This window comes from Bradyrhizobium sp. B124, assembly GCF_038967635.1.
Taxonomy (GTDB): Bacteria; Pseudomonadota; Alphaproteobacteria; order Rhizobiales; family Xanthobacteraceae; genus Bradyrhizobium.
The window spans coordinates 8,624,708-8,643,650 of record NZ_CP152413.1; the positions used below are offsets into that span (position 1 = coordinate 8,624,708).

At 65.1% G+C, this 18,943-nt stretch carries 15 protein-coding genes; 8 read left to right on the forward strand and 7 right to left on the reverse strand.

Annotated elements, in window-relative coordinates; all coding sequences use genetic code 11:
- Nucleotides 1-84: 84 nt before the first annotated feature.
- The 4 genes from AAFG13_RS40310 (at nt 85) to AAFG13_RS40325 (ending at nt 8,432) form a co-directional block, all read left to right on the forward strand.
- Complete coding sequence (locus tag AAFG13_RS40310) at nt 85-1,776, forward strand: methyl-accepting chemotaxis protein (RefSeq protein WP_092125055.1); 1,692 nt, start codon at nt 85-87, stop codon at nt 1,774-1,776.
- Nucleotides 1,777-1,969: 193 nt separating this feature from the next.
- Nucleotides 1,970-3,676 carry a methyl-accepting chemotaxis protein gene (locus AAFG13_RS40315; RefSeq protein ID WP_212311172.1) on the forward strand — a complete coding sequence of 569 codons (1,707 nt, stop codon included), beginning with the start codon at nt 1,970-1,972 and terminating at the stop codon, nt 3,674-3,676.
- Nucleotides 3,677-4,063: 387 nt separating this feature from the next.
- Entirely contained in the window at nt 4,064-7,243 is a 3,180-nt protein-coding gene (locus AAFG13_RS40320) for an efflux RND transporter permease subunit (protein WP_342710451.1), read from the forward strand.
- The gene (locus tag AAFG13_RS40325) at nt 7,230-8,432 is read left to right on the forward strand and encodes an efflux RND transporter periplasmic adaptor subunit (protein WP_342710452.1); all 1,203 of its coding nucleotides are present in this window, start codon (nt 7,230-7,232) and stop codon (nt 8,430-8,432) included. The genes AAFG13_RS40320 and AAFG13_RS40325 overlap by 14 nt, the downstream gene beginning before the upstream one ends.
- A 96-nt stretch (nt 8,433-8,528) precedes the next feature.
- On the opposite strand, the gene AAFG13_RS40330 is transcribed toward AAFG13_RS40325, so the two are convergent.
- Nucleotides 8,529-10,040, reverse strand: coding sequence for an acetyl-CoA acetyltransferase (locus AAFG13_RS40330; protein WP_212311169.1), 1,512 nt, complete (start codon nt 10,038-10,040; stop codon nt 8,529-8,531).
- 144 nt (nt 10,041-10,184) lie between these two features.
- Nucleotides 10,185-11,318 carry a nitronate monooxygenase gene (locus tag AAFG13_RS40335; RefSeq protein ID WP_342710453.1) on the reverse strand — a complete coding sequence of 378 codons (1,134 nt, stop codon included), beginning with the start codon at nt 11,316-11,318 and terminating at the stop codon, nt 10,185-10,187.
- 283 nt (nt 11,319-11,601) lie between these two features.
- On the opposite strand from AAFG13_RS40335, the gene yghU reads away from it, so the two are divergent.
- Nucleotides 11,602-12,480, forward strand: a complete 879-nt coding sequence (yghU, locus tag AAFG13_RS40340; RefSeq protein ID WP_212311167.1) for a glutathione-dependent disulfide-bond oxidoreductase — start codon at nt 11,602-11,604, stop codon at nt 12,478-12,480.
- A 100-nt stretch (nt 12,481-12,580) separates the two neighbouring features.
- Here yghU and AAFG13_RS40345 read toward each other — a convergent pair whose 3' ends face one another.
- From AAFG13_RS40345 to AAFG13_RS40365, 5 genes are all read right to left on the reverse strand, one after another.
- On the reverse strand, nt 12,581-12,856 hold the full coding sequence (locus AAFG13_RS40345; RefSeq protein ID WP_342710454.1) for a GNAT family N-acetyltransferase: 276 nt from the start codon (nt 12,854-12,856) through the stop codon (nt 12,581-12,583).
- A gap of 10 nt (nt 12,857-12,866) precedes the next feature.
- Nucleotides 12,867-13,487, reverse strand: a complete 621-nt coding sequence (locus AAFG13_RS40350; RefSeq protein WP_342710456.1) for a flavin reductase family protein — start codon at nt 13,485-13,487, stop codon at nt 12,867-12,869.
- Nucleotides 13,488-13,631: 144 nt separating this feature from the next.
- A complete protein-coding gene (locus AAFG13_RS40355) occupies nt 13,632-14,906 on the reverse strand; it encodes an acyl-CoA dehydrogenase family protein (protein ID WP_212311164.1) in 1,275 nt (424 codons plus the stop codon).
- Nucleotides 14,907-15,081: 175 nt separating this feature from the next.
- On the reverse strand, nt 15,082-15,459 hold the full coding sequence (locus AAFG13_RS40360) for a VOC family protein (RefSeq protein ID WP_342710457.1): 378 nt from the start codon (nt 15,457-15,459) through the stop codon (nt 15,082-15,084).
- Between the two features lie 394 nt (nt 15,460-15,853).
- A complete protein-coding gene (locus AAFG13_RS40365; RefSeq protein WP_212311162.1) occupies nt 15,854-16,636 on the reverse strand; it encodes an SDR family oxidoreductase in 783 nt (260 codons plus the stop codon).
- Nucleotides 16,637-16,787: 151 nt separating this feature from the next.
- On the opposite strand from AAFG13_RS40365, the gene AAFG13_RS40370 reads away from it, so the two are divergent.
- From AAFG13_RS40370 to AAFG13_RS40380, 3 genes are read left to right on the forward strand one after another with little or no spacing between them, the layout of a single operon-like run.
- Nucleotides 16,788-17,582: an enoyl-CoA hydratase/isomerase gene (locus tag AAFG13_RS40370; RefSeq protein ID WP_212311161.1), complete on the forward strand. Its 795-nt coding sequence runs from the start codon at nt 16,788-16,790 to the stop codon at nt 17,580-17,582.
- Complete coding sequence (locus AAFG13_RS40375) at nt 17,579-18,565, forward strand: phosphotransferase family protein (RefSeq protein ID WP_342710458.1); 987 nt, start codon at nt 17,579-17,581, stop codon at nt 18,563-18,565. Before AAFG13_RS40370 ends, AAFG13_RS40375 begins: the two co-directional genes overlap by 4 nt.
- Before the next feature lies 1 nt (nt 18,566).
- On the forward strand, nt 18,567-18,941 hold the full coding sequence (locus AAFG13_RS40380) for a DUF6285 domain-containing protein (RefSeq protein WP_342710459.1): 375 nt from the start codon (nt 18,567-18,569) through the stop codon (nt 18,939-18,941).
- Nucleotides 18,942-18,943 lie beyond the last annotated feature (2 nt).

An 18,943-nucleotide genomic window follows, 5' to 3' on the forward strand; every position in this document is an offset into this window, starting at 1 on the left:
TGATATCTGCGGCGCACCGCCGCGCCAACAGTCTTCTTTCCGCACGAACGGGCCTCGCGAGCCCGGCACCCATGAGACCCCACGATGTTCGCCAAATTCTCGATCCGCGCCAAGATCATTGCCGCGGTTGCGTTCCTGCTCGTCGCACTGACGGGCATGGGCCTGCTTGCAGTCTGGAATATGCGGGCGATCAACGCCAGCACCGTCGACATCACGACCAACTGGTTGCCGAGCGTGCGCGTGCTCGGCGAGCTGCGCGCCGGGGTCATCACCTATCGCAACGTGATCCGCGAGCACATGCTCTCGGAAACGCTCGAGGAGAAGCAAGCGGCCGAAAAGACACTCGCCAGCGTCGTCGAGATGACCGCCAAGACGCGGGTCAAGTACGAGCCGATGATCACTTCACCCGAAGAGCGGGCGCTCTACCGGCAGTGGTCCGACACCTGGGACAAGTACCGCAAGGGCACCGAGGAGGTGATGAGCCTGTCGCGCAAGGAAGCCGGCAAGCTTCCGCATGAGGCGCACGAGCTCAACACCAAGGTCGTGAACAAGATCGGTCTCGAGGCGGACGAGATCCTGAACAAGGACATCGATTTCAACAACGCCGGTGCCGACAAGGCCGCGCAGGACGCTGCGAACAATTACAGCTCGGCCCTGATCATGGTGGCGGCGATCCTCGGCTTTGCCATCCTGATCGCGGTCGGCGTCAGCCTCTACACGGTCCGCGACATCTCGTCGGGCATCGCCTCGATCGTGAGCCCGATGCAGGCGCTCGGCCGCGGCGACCTGACCGCCGAAGTGCCGCATCGGGGCGAGAAGACCGAAATCGGTGCCATGGCCGACACATTGCAGGTGTTCAAGGAGGCCCTGGTCGCCAAGAAGGCTGCCGATGAGGCCGCCGCCGCCGACGCCGAAGCCAAGATCGAGCGCGGGCGCCGGGTCGATACCATCACCCGCAATTTCGAGCAGATGATCGGTGAGATCGTGCAGACCGTGTCGTCGGCCTCGACCCAGCTCGAAGCCTCGGCCAGCACGCTGTCGTCGACCGCAAGGCGTTCGCAGGAATTGACCACCTCGGTTGCCGCTGCGTCCGAGGAAGCCTCGACCAACGTGCAATCGGTGGCGTCGGCGACCGAAGAGCTGTCGTCGTCGGTGACCGAGATCAGCCGCCAGGTCCAGGAGTCGGCGCGGATGGCGGGCGATGCCGTCGGCCAGGCGCGCACCACCAACGATCGCGTCAGCGAGCTGTCGAAGGCCGCCGCGCGCATCGGCGACGTCGTCGAACTGATCAACACGATTGCCGGCCAGACCAATCTGCTGGCGCTGAACGCCACCATCGAGGCGGCGCGCGCCGGTGAAGCCGGTCGCGGCTTCGCGGTCGTGGCGTCCGAGGTAAAGGCGCTGGCCGAGCAGACCGCGAAGGCCACCGGCGAGATCGGCCAGCAGATCGCCGGCATCCAGACCGCGACCCAGGAGTCGGTCGGCGCGATCAAGGAGATCTCGTCGACCATCGAGCGGCTGTCGGAGATCTCCTCCACCATCGCCGCCGCGGTCGAAGAGCAGGGTGCGGCAACGCAGGAGATTTCCCGCAACGTGCAGCAGGCGGCGCAGGGCACCCAGCAGGTCTCGGCCAACATCACCGACGTGCAGCATGGCGCCAACGAAACCGGCTCGGCTTCGACCCAGGTGCTGTCGGCGGCACAGTCGCTCTCGGGTGACAGCAACCGCCTCAAGCTCGAGGTCGGCAAATTCCTCGACGCCGTCCGCGCGGCCTGACGCCGGCCGAATCTCTGACCATCGAACAATGCCCGGCCGAAAGGCCGGGCATTTTTCTTTGCCTGGATGCGGTGCTCAGTAGTTCCACTGAATGTGTGATTAACGAACCGTAGTTCCGCGCGCGGTAACCTGCTGTGGCGCGACGCGACCACCCGCACAGAATCGCGAAATCCAAATCCAAACGAGGCACCGGATGATGTTCCTGGCGAGATTCCGCATTCTCACGAAGATACTGGCGATTGTGGGCGGTCTCTCGATCATCGCCGGGATGCTCGCCTATCTCGGGATCTCCTCGTTGAAATCGCTCAGCGAACGCGGCGTCGTCACCGCGCGCGCTGCGGAACGCGCGTTGCTGTCGGCTGAGGCCAACCAGAACGTGCTCGCGATCAATCGCGCCGAATTCCGCAGCGCGCTCGATCCGCGCGACGAGAACCGGCTTGCGGCACGATCGCTGATCGATGAGCAGTTCAAGTCGCTCGAGGAGCGCCTCGCCACGATCAGCAAGACGCAGGACCCGCAAACCATCGCGCTGCTGCCCGGCGTGCGATCGGCGCTGTCGGCCTATCGGGCCCAGCTGAAGCAGACGCTTGACACGGTCGAGAGCGCGAAGGCGGTCGACCTGACCCAGTCCGCCGAGAAACTGCGCGATGTCGCGATGAAGAGCCGCGCGGCCGCGGAAGAGCTTCAGGCCAGGGTTCGGGCCGTCGCCGACCGCCAGGACGAGCGGGTCAGGGACAACGTCAAGGCCAGTGAGCAGGAGTACGTATCGACCTCGGAGCTGTTGATCCTGCTTGCTGCTTCGGGGGTCCTGCTCGGGTTGCTGTTCGGCTTCGTCGTCGGACAATACGGTGTCGCCAAGCCGATCCGTGCCGTCGTCGCGATGCTGCAGCAGATTGCCAATGGCCAATATGACATCCCGGTGCACGGCACCGATCGCCGCGATGAGGTCGGCGACGTCGCCAAGACCGCGCTCGTGTTCAAGGACAACGGCCTTGCCAAGGTCCGGATGGAGCGCGAGCAGAAGGAGATCGAAGCGCGCGCCGCCGCGCAGCGCCGCACCGACATGCTGCAGCTTGCCGATGGCTTTGAGCGCGCGGTCGGCGAGATCGTCGAGACCGTCGCATCCGCCTCGACCGAGCTCGAAGCGTCGGCGACCACGCTGACCTCGACCGCCGAGCGTTCGCAAAACCTTGCCACCACCGTCGCTGCGGCCTCGGAGGAGGCCACCACCAACGTCCAGTCGGTGGCGTCCGCAACCGAGGAACTGTCATCTTCGGTCAACGAGATCAGCCGGCAGGTACAGGAGTCTGCCCGGATGGCGGGCGATGCCGTCAACCAGGCCCGTGCGACCAACGACCGGGTCGGGGAGCTGTCGAAGGCTGCCGCCCGGATCGGCGACGTGGTCGAGCTAATCAACACCATCGCCGGTCAGACCAATCTGCTGGCGCTGAACGCCACCATCGAGGCGGCGCGCGCCGGCGAGGCCGGACGTGGTTTCGCTGTCGTGGCATCGGAGGTGAAGGCACTCGCGGAGCAGACCGCAAAGGCGACGGGAGAGATCGGCCAGCAGGTTTCCGGCATCCAGGCTGCGACCGAGGACTCCGTGACCGCGATCCGCGCCATTGGTTCGACCATCGAGCGGCTGTCGGAGATCTCGTCCGCCATTGCCGCCGCGATCGAGGAGCAGGGCGCGGCGACGCAAGAAATATCCCGAAACGTGCAGCAGGCGGCGCAGGGCACCCAGCAGGTCTCGGCCAACATTACCGACGTGCAGCACGGCGCCAATGAGACCGGCTCGGCGTCGACCCAGGTGCTGTCGGCGGCGCAGTCGCTCTCGGGCGACAGCAGCCGCCTCAAGCTCGAAGTCGGCAAGTTCCTCAACGCCGTCCGCGCCGCCTGATCGGGCGCCGCCGGTTCGGCCGTACAGACATCGTTGTCGGGGCAACCGATCCCGGTGTGGTGAGCCGGCGGGCTCGCCACGCTCTACATTTTCGCAGAGCAGCGATGCGCTAGCCTCGTGACGGCCGAAACGGCGTGCTCGGCCAGCGCATATTCACAGCAGAGCCGTCTCTTTCTTGACGATGATGCGCGCGCGATCGGCGGCACTGCGTCCGGCGTACCCGATCGGAGCGCACGGCTTCACGTACTATGCCAAGGAAGTGAAGGCCGCCGCGGCTCCGCCGGTTGGCGTTTTGCCCGTCATCGGGTAAATCGGCCGCTGCGGAACGGCTTTTGCAATGTCGATTCCTCTGCCCGGGGCGGGCTTCATTTCGGGAATGCTGCTTTTATGATCGCACTGGTCCGTATCGCGCTGAGCCGGCCATATACTTTCGTCGTGCTCGCGATCCTGCTCTTGATCATCGGACCGCTGGCGGCGCTGCGCACGCCGACCGACATCTTTCCCGACATCCGTATCCCCGTGATCGGCGTGGTCTGGCAGTACACCGGTCTGCCGCCCGACCAGATGGCCGGCCGCATTACTTCGCCGTTCCAGCGCGCACTGACCACGACGGTAAATGACATCGAGCACATCACCGCCAACTCGTATAACGGGTTCGGCATCATCAAGATCTTCTTCCAGCCCAATGTCGACATCCGCACCGCCAATGCGCAGGTCACCGCGATTTCGCAGACCCTGCTCAAGCAGATGCCGCCGGGCGCGACGCCGCCGCTGATCCTGAACTACAGCGCCTCGACGGTTCCGATCATCCAGGTCGCACTGTCGGGCGAAGGCCTGACCGAGCAGAACCTCGCCGACATCGGCATCAACCAGCTGCGCACGCCGCTGGTCACGGTGCCTGGCGCCGCGATCCCGTATCCGTTCGGCGGCAAGCAGCGCCAGGTCCAGATCGATCTCAATTCGACCGCGCTGCAGGCGCGCGGCCTGTCCGGCCAGGACATCGCCAACACGCTCGCGGCACAAAACCTGATCACGCCGGTCGGCACGCAGAAGATCGGCAATTTCGAATACACCGTAAACCTGAACAATTCGCCGCTCCGGATGGAGGAGCTCGGCGACCTGCCGATCAAGCAGGTCAACGGCGCAATGGTCTATGTGCGTGACGTCGCCACCGTCCGCGACGGCAACCCGCCGCAGACCAACATCGTCCATGTCGATGGCAACCGTTCGGTGCTGATGATGGTGCTGAAGGCCGGCGCCACCTCGACGCTCGATATCATCTCCGGCATCAAGCAGAAGGTGATCGACGTCAAGGACCAGATGCCGGACGCGCTCAAGATCGGCTTCATCGGCGACCAGTCGGTGTTCGTCCGCGGCGCGATCACCGGCGTCGCCTTCGAGGGCGTGATCGCGGCGCTGCTCACCAGCGTGATGATCCTGTTGTTCCTCGGCAGCTGGCGCTCAACCGTCATCATCGCGGTGTCGATCCCGCTGTCGGTGCTCGGGGCCATCATCATGCTGTCCCTGATCGGCGAGACGCTGAACATCATGACGCTGGGCGGCCTTGCGCTCGCGGTCGGCATCCTGGTCGACGACGCCACGGTGACGATCGAGAACATCAACTACCATCTCGAGCAGGGCAAGCCGGTCGAGCAATCGATCCTCGACGGTGCCAACCAGATCGTGACGCCGGCCTTCGTCTCGCTGCTCTGCATCTGCATCGTGTTCGTGCCGATGTTCTTCCTGACCGGCGTGGCGCGGTTCCTGTTCGTGCCGATGGCCGAAGCTGTCATGTTCGCGATGATCTGGTCGTTCATCCTGTCGCGCACCTTGGTGCCGACCATGGCGAACTATTTGCTGCAGGCGCATGTCCATCACGACGGCGCGCCGCCGAAGTCGCGCAATCCGCTGGTCTGGTTCCAGCGCGGGTTCGAGGCGCGGTTCGAGCGCATCCGCGGCGGTTATCGCGGCCTGCTCGCGATGGCGCTCGGTCATCGCACGGTGTTCGTGACCGGCTTCCTCGCGGTCGTCGCCGCGTCGTTCGTGCTGGTGCCGTTCCTGGGGCGCAACTTCTTTCCGTCGGTCGACGCCGGCAACATCCTGATGCATGTCCGCACCCAGGTCGGCACCCGCGTCGAGGAGACCGCCAACCAGCTCGCCGACATCCAGAAGGCGATCCGCAAGCTGGTCCCCGGCGAGATCGAGACCATGACCGACAACATCGGCATGCCGATCTCCGGCATCAACATGACCTACAACAACACCGGCGTGATCGGTCCGCAGGACGGCGACATCCAGATCCGCCTGAAGGAAGGCCACAAGCCGACCGAGCAGCATGTCCGCACGCTGCGTGAGCAGTTGCCGCGGCTGTTCCCGGGCACCAGCTTCGCGTTCCTGCCGGCCGACATCGTCAGCCAGATCCTGAACTTCGGCGCGCCGGCGCCGATCGATTTGCAGATCCGCGGCGCCAATCTCGACGCCAACTTCGCCTACGCCAACAAGCTGCTAGCCAAGATCAAGCGCATCCCCGGCATCGCCGACGCGCGGATCCAGCAGTCGCCGAACAATCCGACCTTCAACATCGATGTCGACCGCACCCGTGCGCAATATGTTGGCCTGACCGAACGCGACGTCACCAACTCGCTGGTCGTCAATCTCGCCGGCTCCTCGCAGGTCGCGCCGACCTACTATCTCAATCCCGATAACGGCGTGTCCTACTCGATCGTGATGCAGACGCCGCAATATCAGATCGACTCGCTGAGCGCGCTGCAGACGCTGCCGATCACCGCGACCGGCAACACCCAGGCGCCGATCCTCGGCGGCATCGCCGACATCAAGCGCGCGACCTCGAGCGCGGTGGTGTCGCAATACGACATCCAGTCGCTGGTGCAGATCTACGCCACGACGCAAGGCCGCGATCTCGGCGGCGTCGCAACCGACGTGCGCCAGCTGATCGCCGACACCGCCAAGGAAGTGCCGAAGGGCTCTTCGGTCGTGCTGCTCGGTCAGGTGCAGACCATGAACTCGGCCTTCACCGGCCTGCTGTTCGGCCTGCTCGGCGCGGTCGTCTTGATCTACTTCCTGATCGTGGTGAACTTCCAGTCCTGGTCGGATCCGTTCGTGATCATCACGGCGCTGCCCGCAGCACTTGCCGGCATCGTCTGGATGCTGTTCACGACCCAGACCACGCTGTCGGTTCCGGCGCTCACGGGCGCCATCATGTGCATGGGCGTCGCGACCGCCAACAGCGTGCTCGTGATCAGCTTTGCCCGCGAGCGCTATGAGGAACTCGGCGATCCCGTCGCGGCGGCGCTGGAGGCCGGGTTCGTCCGCTTCCGCCCGGTGCTGATGACGGCGCTCGCCATGATCATCGGCATGGCGCCGATGGCGCTGGGGCTCGGCGAGGGCGGCGAGCAGAACGCGCCGCTCGGCCGCGCCGTGATCGGCGGCCTGATCTTTGCAACCTTCGCGACGCTGATGTTTGTTCCCGTGGTATTCAGTATGGTACACAAGAAGCAAGGCGCCAAAGCCGCCGCCTCATCGGAGATTCCGCATGCAGCCCACTGAACAGCGCCCACCGGTGTCTCGCCGGAAATTGGGCATATTCGGCGTGGTTGCACTGGTTGGCGCCGGGCTGATCGTCGGCACCGGCATCCGCGCCCGTGAGGAGCAGGACACAAGGCTGAAGGAATGGACCGACGACCAGGCCATTCCGACCGTCGCCGTGGCGCTGCCGAACGCCAAGGCGCTGAGCCCCACGATCGACCTGCCGGGTCGGCTCGAGGCCTATTCCCGTGCGCCGATCTTCGCCCGGGTGTCCGGCTATCTCAAGAACTGGGACGCCGACATCGGCGCCCGCGTCAAGGCCGGCCAGGTGATCGCCGAGATCGAGGCGCCCGACCTTGATCAGCAATTGCTGCAGGCGCGCGCCGATCTCGCCAGCGCCCAGGCCTCAGCCAAGCTCTCCGAGGCGACGCTGACCCGGCGCAAGACACTGGTGGCCTCGAACTTCGTCTCCGCCCAGGAGATCGACGAGCGCACCGCCGACCTCTCCAACAAGAACGGTGCGGTCAGGTCCGGCCAGGCCAATGTCGAGCGGCTGGAAGCGCTCGCCGGTTACAAGAAGATCACGGCGCCGTTCGACGGCGTGGTGACCTCGCGCGACACCGACGTCGGCGCGCTGATCAACGCCGGCGGCAACTCGGGTCCCGCGATGTTCACGATCTCGGACATCACCAAGTTGCGCGTCTACGTCAACGTGCCGCAGAACTACGTTCCGGCGATCAAGATCGGCGCCAAGGCCTCCTTGGTGATGCCGGATTACCCGAACCGCACGTTCCAGGCGACGGTGGAAGCCTCCTCGCAGGCGGTCGATGTCGCCTCCGGCACCACGCGGATGCAGCTCGGGCTCGACAATTCCTCCGGCGAACTGATGCCGGGCAGCTATGCCAGTGTGAAGCTCAATTTGCAGCGCGAGGCCGCGCCGCTCAGCATTCCCGCCAGCGCGCTGATCTTCAACAGCAGCGGCCTGCGCGTCGCAACCGTCAGCCCCGATGACAAGGTGCTGTTCAAGACCGTCAAGATCGGCCGCGACCTCGGCAAGGAGATCGAGATCGCCTCGGGACTCGCCCCCGACGACCGCGTCATCACCGCTCCGCCGGACGGCCTCGCTGACGGCGACCATGTCCGCGTGACCGGTGCCGGTGCCAAGAGCAAGCCGACGACCGCGTCGGAAAAGCAGGATGTGAAGGGGTAAGGCGGACAGGTAGGCTCGCTCCGCTCGCACCTCCAGCGACAAAGGCGAAGCCTTTGCGCAGGGATGACGGCGGAGTTTGTGGCGCGGCAGGAAGTGCTACCCCACCCGCCATTCCTGCACGCCATCACCGGCGGTGACAATGTTGCCCGTGGTGCCGACCGGCGTGCGGTCCATATCCTGCAGATGCGTCAGCGTCGCGGTGTCGCTTGCCGGGATGCGGCCGAGGGTGCGGCGGCCGTCCTCGGTGCGCAGCATGGTGACGCCGTGCTCGACCTCGCCATTGGCGCGATAGATCACGGTGAAGGCCTCGACCTTGCCTTTCCCTGTCGCCTCCGCAGTGAAGTCGGGCACGTTGCGGCGGTTGCGGTCGGCCTCCGCCTGCACGCTCGTGTCCTGCTCGAGCGCGGCTGTCGGCGCCGCGCGCGACAGCACGAGGCCATGATGCTTGGTGACGAAGCCGCCCTGGCCGTAGAGCAGGCCGAGCGTGCCGCAGCCGCGCAGCTTGCGCACCATCGCGCAGGCCGAATGCGTCATGTAGGTGTTGAGCGGCGCGCCGAAGAACGTCAGACCACCGGTCACGGTCGGCTGCACGTCGGCGCCCAAGCCGAGCGTCCGCCGCGCCATCTTCGGCACGCAGGGGAAGCAGCTATAGAGCTCGATCGCGTCGAACTTCCTGCCGTCTCCGCCGACGAGGTCCATCACCGCCTTCAGCACCGCATTCTGTGCGTGGCTCTCGACGAACTGATCGCGGATCAGATAGTCGCGCGGCTCTTCGGCCGAGGCGCCGCCGAGCGGATAGATCAGCTTGTCTTCCGGCACGCCGGCCGCGCGCGCTTTCGCCAGGCTGGTCAGGATCAGCGCGCCGCCCATGTTCACCATCGGATTCGCCACCATCAGCTTGGTGTAGGGCCAGGCGATCATCCGGTTGTCCGGCGTCGCCGTGGTGATCTCGTCGCCGCTGAAGCGCTTCTTGAGCCAGGAGTTCGGATTGTCGGCGGCAACCCGCGCATAGGTCGACCACAACTCGCCGGACTCCTTCAGCGCCTCGCGCGGCGTCTGGCCCCAATGCGCCGAGGTCGCGGACTCATAGAGCGGGTAGACCGTGATCGGCCGGAACACGCCCAGCGCAACCGCCAGCGGCTTCTGGAATGCGGCGCCGCGCTTCGGCTCCTCCACGTCATGGGCGAACGGCGTCCACGGCAGTTCGACGCCGGCGCGCTGCGCCTTGGTCGCGGTCGACTGCGCCTCCGCGCCGCACACCGCGGCAACGCTGCATTCGCCGCGCGCGATGCGCTGCGCCGCCTCGTGCAGGTAGCGGATCGGGCTCTCGCCGCCGACCGGGCCGTAATAGAGATGCGCCGGCGCGATGCCGAGCCGCTGCGCCAGCTGCTTCTCGGGATCGCGATAGCGCCAGCTCAGGAAGTTGACGACGTCGAGCGATTGCACATCGGCGAGCAGTTTTGCGCCGCTGTCCGCCTCGGCGCGCTTCAGCGCCTCTTCGAGCAAAGTGAGCGGCTCGAGGCCGGCGGCGATGTCCTTGGGACGATCGACGACCTCACCGACGCCGACGATGACGGGAATGCGGTCTTCGGGGATGCTGTTCGACATTCTTGTTGCTTCACTCTGGGATATTGGACTCGATGGTTGTTCTAGGCGTCATTGCGAGCGAAGCGAAGCAATCCATATCTCGACCCGGGGAGAGGCGGATTGCTTCGTCGCTTCGCTCCTCGCAATGACGGTTGTGCTGTTGTGCTACTCCGCCACCAGCGCATTCATGTGCTCGACGGCTTCGACGAAATCTTCCTTGAACTCCTGCACCACGGCGCCGGCCGACTTCACGCTGTCGATCAGGCCGACACCCTGGCCGACGAAATAGCTGACGAGATCGCGCGCCTTCTCGTTGCCGGCGGCAGCGGCGCGGTCGATGGCGTTGAAGGCGTCGCGGCTGATGATGCTTTGCAGCGGCATCGGCAGCGCGCCGGGGCTGTCCGGCGCACGGTCCCAGGCGTCGGTCCACACCGAGCGGAGCTGCCGCGCCGGCTTGCCGGTGCGGCCCTTGGAGCGGATGGCGTCGCGCGAGGACGCCGCGATCATCTTCTCGCGGAAGATCTCCGAGGTTTCCGACTCTACCGTGGCAAGCCAGACCGAGCCGGTCCAGGCGCCGGCCGCGCCCATCGCCATGCAGGCCGCCATCTGGCTGCCGGTCATGATGCCGCCGGCGGCAAGCACCGGCATGTCGCGGATCTTCCTGACCGCCTTGATCACCTCGGGGACCAGCACCATGGTCGAGACCTCGCCGCAATGGCCGCCGGCCTCGGTGCCCTGCGCGACCAGAATGTCGACGCCGGCCGCGACCTGGCGCAGCGCATGCTCCTTGGAGCCGATCAGCGCTGCTACCGGCACACCGTGCTTGCGGCCCATCTCGATCATCGCCTTCGGCGGCACGCCGAGCGCGTTGGCTATCAGCCGGATCGGATGGCGGAACGAGACCTCGAGCAATTGCAGCGCAGTCTCGGCGTCGAACGGTTGCGGCTGGTTGTCGGCGACGTTTCGGCTGGTCAGCTCGATGTCGTACTTCTTCAGCAGATTGCGGGTGAAGTCGCGATGCTCCTGCGAGACACGCGCCTCGAGGCTCTTCCAGGTGACGTTCTTCTCGCCCGCAGTCGAGATGTTTTCCGGGATCAGCACATCGATGCCATAGGGCTTGCCGTCGACATGCGCGTCGATCCACTTCAGCTCCTGCTCCAGCGTCTCCGGCGAATGCGCGGTTGCGCCAAGCACGCCGAAGCCGCCGGCACGGCTGACCGCCGCGACCACGTCGCGGCAATGGCTGAAGGCGAGCAGGGGGAATTCGATTCCCAGCATGTCGCAGATCGGTGATTTCATGGGTTGGTTTTCTCCCCGGCAGCCGTCTTTTGTGCTTGTTGGCATCAGGCTTCCGCGACGCTAGCGCATCATGGATGGTCAAGCCAAGCTGGTTTCCACTACGGCAATCTTGCGCGCAGGCGCTGCTCTGGCTGCATCCCTCGCGATGCATTCCGCAAGGTAGAAAATGCGAGAGCACGGGCTGGGCAAAGCCGAGCGCGCCCACCATCTAGTGCGAGCATGCGGATGGGCACGACGGTCGCCGGCCCAGCCTTTGGAAAAACATAAATCGGGAGCCAACGACGTGACTGACACCTCTGCCTACGAGCCGCCGAAAGTCTGGACCTGGAACAAGGAGAGCGGCGGGCGCTTCGCCAGCATCAACCGCCCGGTCGCCGGTCCGACCCATGACAAGGAATTGCCGGTCGGCCGTCATCCGCTGCAACTCTATTCGCTGGCGACGCCGAACGGCGTCAAGGTCACCGTGATGCTGGAAGAGCTGCTGGCGGCCGGTCACAAGGGCGCGGAGTACGACGCCTGGCTGATCAAGATCGACGGCAACCAGTTCGGCAGCGGCTTCGTTGCGGTCAATCCGAACTCGAAGATCCCGGCACTGATGGACCGCAGCGGGCCTGAGCCGATCAGGGTGTTCGAGTCGGGCTCGATCCTGGTCTACCTTGCGGAAAAATTCGGCGCGTTCCTGCCCACTGATGTCAAGACCCGCGCGGAAACCTTCTCCTGGCTGTTCTGGCAGATGGGCTCCGCGCCCTATCTCGGCGGCGGCTTCGGGCATTTCTATGCCTATGCGCCGACCAAGATCGAATACGCCATCGATCGCTTCGCGATGGAGGTGAAGCGCCAGCTCGACGTGCTCGACCGCAGGCTCGCCGACAACGAGTATCTCGCGGGCGATGTCTACACTATCGCCGACATGGCGGTGTGGCCGTGGTACGGCAGCCTCGCCAAGGGCCTGCTCTATGGTGGCGGCGAATTCCTCTCGGTGCAGGACTACAAGAACGTGCAGCGCTGGACCGACGCGATCGCGGCGCGGCCCGCGGTGAAGCGCGGCCGCATGGTCAACCGCACCTGGGGCGAGCCGTCGAGCCAGCTGCATGAGCGCCATGACGCCGGCGATTTCGAGACCAGGACGCAAGACAAGATCGGCGATCAGGCGGCGTCGTAGCTTCACAACCTTGTAGGGCGGATTAGCGTAGCGTAATCCGCCATTCTCTCGGCCGGAGCGGCGGGTTACGCTGCGCTAACCCGCCCTACGCATCGGCGCGTCACCCCAGCAGATCGTCGTACTCCGGATGCTTCTTCATGAAGCCCTGGATGAACTCGCATTTCACGACGAGCTTGATGTGCTGCGCGCGGACGGCATCGAGCGTCGCACGGGCGAGCTTGGAGCCGATGCCGCGGCCGCCGAGCTCCGCCGGCACCTCGGTATGCACCAGCGTGATCGTATCCGGCGTCTTGCGGTAGACCACGAAGGCGGTGGTGCCATCGACGGCGAGTTCGAACCGGCTCTGGGCCTCGTTGTCGCGGAATGCTTCGCTCATTGTCTTGTCCTCATGATTTCTTCGCCGCACCCGCGGCCGCGGGAAACACCACGCGGTCGTCGGTGCGGCAGTAGCGGTCGGCGAACATGCGGCCGATCGGGTGGTAACGCTCCATATGGACGCGCATCGCGTTACGGTCCCACAATTCGTCGCGGATGTGGAAGTGGATGCCTTCGCCCATGATCAGCTGGCGGTCGCCATTGACGTCGATCAGCTTCCAGGTCTTGCACTCCATCGCGAACGGCGCGTCGGCAAGCCGCGGCACCGCGATCCTGCTTGAGGGCGCGAGCTTGAGGCCGAGATAATCGGGCTCGCCGATCTCGGGCGGGAAATCGCCGGAGGTCTCGTGCATCGCGCGCGCCAGTGGCTCGTCGGTGAGGTTGACCACGAACTCGCCCAGGCGCTGGATGTTGACCAGCGTGTCCTTCTCGCGGCCGTCGGGTCTTCGGTTGACCGCGAACATGCAGAGCGGCGGGTCTTCGCAGAACACGTTGAAGAACGAGAACGGCGCCGCGTTGACCACGCCGTCGGCGCCGAGACTCGTCACCCAGGCGATCGGCCGTGGCAGCACGAAGGAGGTCAGCACCTTGTAGCGTTCGCGCTGGCTGAGGTCGCTTGGGGAATATTCCATGGGGTGTCCGAAAACGTAGGGCGGGTTAGCGAAGCGTAACCCGCCGCGAGCGGACAAGAAAGTAAAAGGCGGGTTACGCTTGCGCTAACCCGCCCTACGATTCAGCTTGTTCGTCTCCCCGCACGCGGGGAGGAGACGACAAGCTTACGTCATGCTCAGTTCGTGGCGGCCGACCACCATCCAGTGCACCTCGTCCGGACCGTCGGCGAAGCGCAGATGGCGGACGTCCTGGTACATTTCGCCGAGCGGGGACCATTGCGAGATGCCGGTGGCGCCGTGCATCTGGATCGCCTGGTCGATCACCTTGCAGGCGCGCTCGGGCACCATGGCCTTGACCATCGAAACCCAGACGCGGGCTTCCTTGTTGCCGAGCACGTCCATCGCCTTGGCCGCCTTCAACACCATCAGCCGCATCGCCTCGATCTCGCAGCGCGCCTGGGCGATGATCTGCATGTTGCCGCCGAGATGGGCGATCTTTTTGCCGAACGCTTCGCGGGTGAGGCCGCGCTGCACCATCATGTCGAGCGCCTTCTCGGCCTTGCCGATGGTGCGCATGCAGTGATGGATGCGGCCCGGGCCGAGCCGGACCTGCGAGATCTCGAAGCCGCGGCCTTCGCCGAGCAGCATGTTCTCCTTCGGCACCTTCACATTGTTGAAGCGCAGATGCATGTGGCCGCGCGGCGCATGGTCATGGCCGAACACGTGCATCGGGCCCAGGATCTCGACGCCGGGGGTGTCGATCGGCACCAGGATCTGCGACTGCTGCTTGCTCGGCGCCGCGTCGGGATTGGTCTTCACCATCACGATCATGATCTTGCAGCGCGGATCGCCGGCGCCGGAGATGTAGTACTTCTCGCCGTTGATCACCCACTCGTCGCCGACCAGCTTTGCGGTGGTCGAGATGTTCTTGGCGTCGGAGGAGGCGACGTTCGGCTCGGTCATCGCATAGGCCGAGCGGATCTCGCCGTTAAGCAGCGGCTTCAGCCACTTCTCCTTCTGCGCCTTGGTGCCGACGCGCTCCAGCACTTCCATGTTGCCGGTGTCGGGGGCCGAGCAGTTCATCGTCTCGGAGGCCAGCGGGCTCTTGCCGAGCTCGGCGGCGATATAGGCGTAGTCGAGGTTGTTGAGGCCGTCGCCGGTTTCGGCGTCGGGCAGGAAGAAGTTCCAGAGACCGACCTCCTTCGCCTTGTCCTTGGCCTTCTGCAGGATCGCGAGCTGTTGGTCCGTGAAGCTCCAGCGGTCGGTCTTCTTCTCGCCGGCGCGATAGAACTCGACCGACATCGGATCGACCGTGTCGCGGATGAACTGCTTCACATGGTCGTAGAGCGGGCGGACCTTGTCCGACATGCGGAGGTCGTTGAGCTCGTCGCCCGGATTGAGCGTGTAGTTCGTGGTGCGCGGCACATAGGCATGCTTCATTGTCGTTTCTCCCGTCGCGAAGGCGCGTTTCGCGGCGGACAATAAACGCGCGCGGCGCGAAGCGCGAGTACCGATTTTCCTGATGTCTCTACCGCATCGCGGAATTTCGCGACGGCGTTTCAAACGTTGTTTGAACGCCGCCGCGGACAGCGTGAAAAAGTCCGGCGGATGCCGGTTAGGTCATCCGGTGCATCGCGCAGATCTTGTTGCCGTCGAGGTCACGCAGATAGGCGAGGTAGAGCTTGATGCCGTTGCCTTCTCGGACGCCCGGCGGGTCCTCGCAGGTCTTGCCACCATGGGCGATGCCGGCCGCGTGCCAGGCATGGACCTGCTCCGGCGAAGAGCAGGCAAAGCCGATCGTGCCGCCATTGGCGTGCGTCGCCGGTTCGCCGTTGATCGGCTTGGAAACCATGAAAATGCCGGCCTTGGTGAGGTACATGATGCGGTGACCGTCGACCCGGGCCGGCCGGACATCGAGCGTGCCGAGCAGCGCATCATAAAACGCCTTGGCCTTGTCCAGATCGTTGGTGCCAACCATCACATGTGAAAACATCTGAAATATCCTCCCTGTTGTTGACCAAAGCCGCTTTGTCGCGTGCTTGCCGCTCGAACGCTTAGCAGCAGTTTTGCCGCGACGGAAGCGACGCTGCGTCGCGCCGCGCACTCTCCCTTCGGAGCAAGTCAACGCAAGACCCGGACGCAGCAGCCCCGCGAGGATGCGGATGTATGACCCACAGACCGCGCAACATATTCGATGTCGTCCCGGGCAAGCCAACGGGTCGGCGCGAAGCGCCGCCCGATGACATGCTCCGCGCGACCCGGGACCCATAACCACCAATGATTGTTATGCGCGACGCTGGGGCCGCAGCTCACTCCTACAACACGACCCTGTGGTTATGGGTCCCTGCTTTCGCAGGGACGACATCCGTGTTGCGTCAAGAGCCAATTCAGAAAGCCGTGTACCCGCCGTCGATCACAAAGCAATCAGCCGTATGATAAGACGACGCCTTGCTCATGAGGTAGACGGCGATGCCGCCGAAATCGCTCGGCTCACCGAAGCGGCGTACCGGGATGCGCGGCATCACATTGGCGACGAACTTGTCGTTGGCCATGATGCCGGCGGTCATGTCGCTCTTGATCCAGCCGGGCAGGATCGCATTCGCGGTGACGCCGTGGCGGGCGAGCTCGACGCCGAGCGCGCGGCACAGCGCGTTCAGCGCGGCCTTGGTGCCGGCATAGTGCTCGTTGCGCGCGGTGCCGAACAGCGAGGCGAGGCTCGAGGTCGCGACCAGCCGGCCGAACTTGTCGCCGGCCTCGGCGCGCTCGGTCATGTGGCGTGCCGCAGCCTGGAATACGTGGAAGACGCCGTCGAGATTGGTCGCGAACATCTTGCGCCATTCCTCCTCGGTGCGGTCGATGAAGGAGCGGCGTCCGCCGCCGCCGATGCCGGCATTGGCGAAGCAGCCGTCGACGCGGCCGAAGGTGTCGAGCGTCGCCTTCATCGCGGTCTTGACCGAGCCGGGATCGGTGACGTCGCAGAATTGGGTTGCGACCTTGCCGGGTCCGGCCTTCATCGAGGCCGCGGCGTTGGCGTTTTTTTCCGCGTTGCGGCCCCAGATCGCGACGTTGCAGCCGGCGGCGTTCAACGCCTGAGCGATGCCGAGGCCGATGCCGCCATTGCCGCCGGTGATGACAGCAACGCGGCCGGTGAGATCGAAGATGCCACTCATTGGGGTTTCCATTTGGTTTGGTGCGCGCTAATCCCGCGTTCACGGATGGGCTTGCTGCCGACCATGGACAAGCCCGGCACAAAAATCAAATATGGGTCGAAGCATCGACCTACCGCGGTACCCACCGCCGAAGCAACGTAAAGAGGAAACCATGCAGTTCAAGCACGTCACGCTCGACTTCGACGGATCGGTCGCGATCCTCAAACTCGACCATCAGGAAGTCATGAACGCGGTCTCGATCGACATGCTGGGCGGCCTTGCCGAGGCGCTCGATGCGATCGACGACAAGCGCGACGAGGTGCGCTGCCTGGTGATCACCGGTGCGGGCCGCGCCTTCTGCACCGGCGCCAATCTGCAGGGTCGCAACCAGCAGCAGAAGCCCGGCAAGAGCAACGCCGGCGCGGCGCTTGAGACCGCGTTCCACCCGTTCCTGCGCCGATTGCGTAAGCTGCACTGTCCGATCGTGACGGCGGTGAACGGTCCGGCCGCCGGCGCCGGCATGAGCTTCGCCTTGATGGGCGACCTCATCCTGTGCGCGCGCTCGTCCTATTTCTTGCAGGCTTTCCGCCGCATCGGCCTGGTGCCGGATTGCGGCTCGACCTGGCTGCTGCCGCGGCTGATCGGCAAGGCGCGCTCGGTCGAGCTGTCGCTGCTCGGTGAGCGGCTGCCGGCCGAGAAGGCGCTGGAATGGGGCCTCGTCAACCGCGTCTATGACGACGGCGCGCTGATGGAGGAGACCATGAAGCTCGCGCATGATCTCGCCAACGGCCCGACGGTCGCGCTGTCGCTGATCCGCAAGCTCTATTGGGACAGCCCGGAAAACACCCTTGAGGATCAGCTCAATCTGGAATTCGAGTCGCAGCGGATCGCGGGCCGCGCCGAGGATTTCAAGGAAGGCGTCACCGCGTTCCTCGAGAAGCGGCCGGCGAAGTTCACGGGCAAATGATCGAGACCGAACTCACCCGCTGCGTCGCCTCGTTTCATCCTGGCGCGACCGGCGTCACCGGCGCCGCAAAACTATCCGGCGGCGCCAGCCAGGAGACCTGGACGTTCGACATCGTGCACCCGAACGGCACGATCGGCGCGATCCTGCGCCGTGCGCCGCCGGGTTATGGTGCAGCGCCCGGCCGCGCCGCCGGCCTCGAGGCCGAGGCGACGCTGATGCAGCTCGCGCACGACGCGGGCCTGCCGTCGCCGAAGGTGATGCATGTCTTGACGCCGGAGGACGGCCTTGGCCGCGGCTTCATCATGGCGAGGGTCGAAGGCGAGACCATCGCGCGGAAAATTTTGCGCGACGAGGAATTTGCCAAGGCGCGGCCGCTGCTGGCGCGCCAGCTCGGCCGTGTCATCGCCGGCATTCATGGCCTGCCGCGAGCAAAATTGCCGCAGCTGCGCGGCCTGACGGCAACCAAAGAGATCGAGGATCTCGCCCGCGAGTATCACAGCTTCAACTGGCCGCGGCCGGTGTTCGAATTGGCGCTGCGCTGGCTGCGCGATCACGATCCCGGTCCGTCATCGGAGGTGACGCTGGTGCATGGCGATTTCCGCCACGGCAATCTGATCATCGGCCCCGACGGGGTGCGCGCGGTGCTCGACTGGGAGCTCGCGCACACCGGCGATCCGATGGAGGATCTCGGTTGGATCTGCGTCAATTCGTGGCGCTTCGGCGAGATCGACAAGCCGGTCGGCGGCTTCGGCTCCCGCGAGGACCTGTTCGCGGGTTATGCGGAGGCCGGCCGCAAGGTCGATCCTGATCGCGTGATGTTCTGGGAAGTGATGGGCACGCTGCGCTGGGGCGTGATGTGCTGCGGCATGATGCAGCGCTTCCGCCTGGGCCCCGATCATTCGATGGAGCGCGCGATGATCGGGCGGCGGGCGTCGGAGACCGAGATCGATCTGCTGCGGTTGCTAGCTCCGCGAGGAAAGTAAGATGCAGGACGAACCGACACCCACCGAACTGATCAAGGCCGTCGCCGATTTCCTGCGCAACGAGATCGCACCCGCGATCAAGGGGCACAATAGCTTCAAGCTGCGCGTCGGCATCAACGCGCTCGATCTGGTGACGCGGCAGCTCGCGCTTGCCGAGGCCGGCGATGCGACCGAGGCCGCGCGGCTGAAGGCGCTGCTCGACACGGACGGCACGCTGATGGAGCTCAACCGCGCGCTATCGGAGAAGATCGCAAGCGGCGGGCTCGATCTGGCAACGCCGGGGTTATCGGAGCATCTCTGGCAGACCACGATGGACAAGCTCGCCGTCGATCAGCCGAACTACGCGTCGTACAAGAGGGAGTTGGGGAATACGTAGGA

Bases quoted from the DNA above. Each gene is read 5' to 3' on its own strand.
- AAFG13_RS40310 (WP_092125055.1), top strand. From the start codon at position 85: ATGTTCGCCAAATTCTCGATCCGCGCCAAGATCATTGCCGCGGTTGCG.
- AAFG13_RS40315 (WP_212311172.1), top strand. From the start codon at position 1,970: ATGATGTTCCTGGCGAGATTCCGCATTCTCACGAAGATACTGGCGATT.
- AAFG13_RS40320 (WP_342710451.1), top strand. From the start codon at position 4,064: ATGATCGCACTGGTCCGTATCGCGCTGAGCCGGCCATATACTTTCGTC.
- AAFG13_RS40325 (WP_342710452.1), top strand. From the start codon at position 7,230: ATGCAGCCCACTGAACAGCGCCCACCGGTGTCTCGCCGGAAATTGGGC.
- AAFG13_RS40330 (WP_212311169.1), bottom strand. From the start codon at position 10,040: ATGTCGAACAGCATCCCCGAAGACCGCATTCCCGTCATCGTCGGCGTC.
- AAFG13_RS40335 (WP_342710453.1), bottom strand. From the start codon at position 11,318: ATGAAATCACCGATCTGCGACATGCTGGGAATCGAATTCCCCCTGCTC.
- AAFG13_RS40345 (WP_342710454.1), bottom strand. From the start codon at position 12,856: ATGAGCGAAGCATTCCGCGACAACGAGGCCCAGAGCCGGTTCGAACTC.
- AAFG13_RS40350 (WP_342710456.1), bottom strand. From the start codon at position 13,487: ATGGAATATTCCCCAAGCGACCTCAGCCAGCGCGAACGCTACAAGGTG.
- AAFG13_RS40355 (WP_212311164.1), bottom strand. From the start codon at position 14,906: ATGAAGCATGCCTATGTGCCGCGCACCACGAACTACACGCTCAATCCG.
- AAFG13_RS40360 (WP_342710457.1), bottom strand. From the start codon at position 15,459: ATGTTTTCACATGTGATGGTTGGCACCAACGATCTGGACAAGGCCAAG.
- AAFG13_RS40365 (WP_212311162.1), bottom strand. From the start codon at position 16,636: ATGAGTGGCATCTTCGATCTCACCGGCCGCGTTGCTGTCATCACCGGC.
- AAFG13_RS40370 (WP_212311161.1), top strand. From the start codon at position 16,788: ATGCAGTTCAAGCACGTCACGCTCGACTTCGACGGATCGGTCGCGATC.
- AAFG13_RS40375 (WP_342710458.1), top strand. From the start codon at position 17,579: ATGATCGAGACCGAACTCACCCGCTGCGTCGCCTCGTTTCATCCTGGC.
- AAFG13_RS40380 (WP_342710459.1), top strand. From the start codon at position 18,567: ATGCAGGACGAACCGACACCCACCGAACTGATCAAGGCCGTCGCCGAT.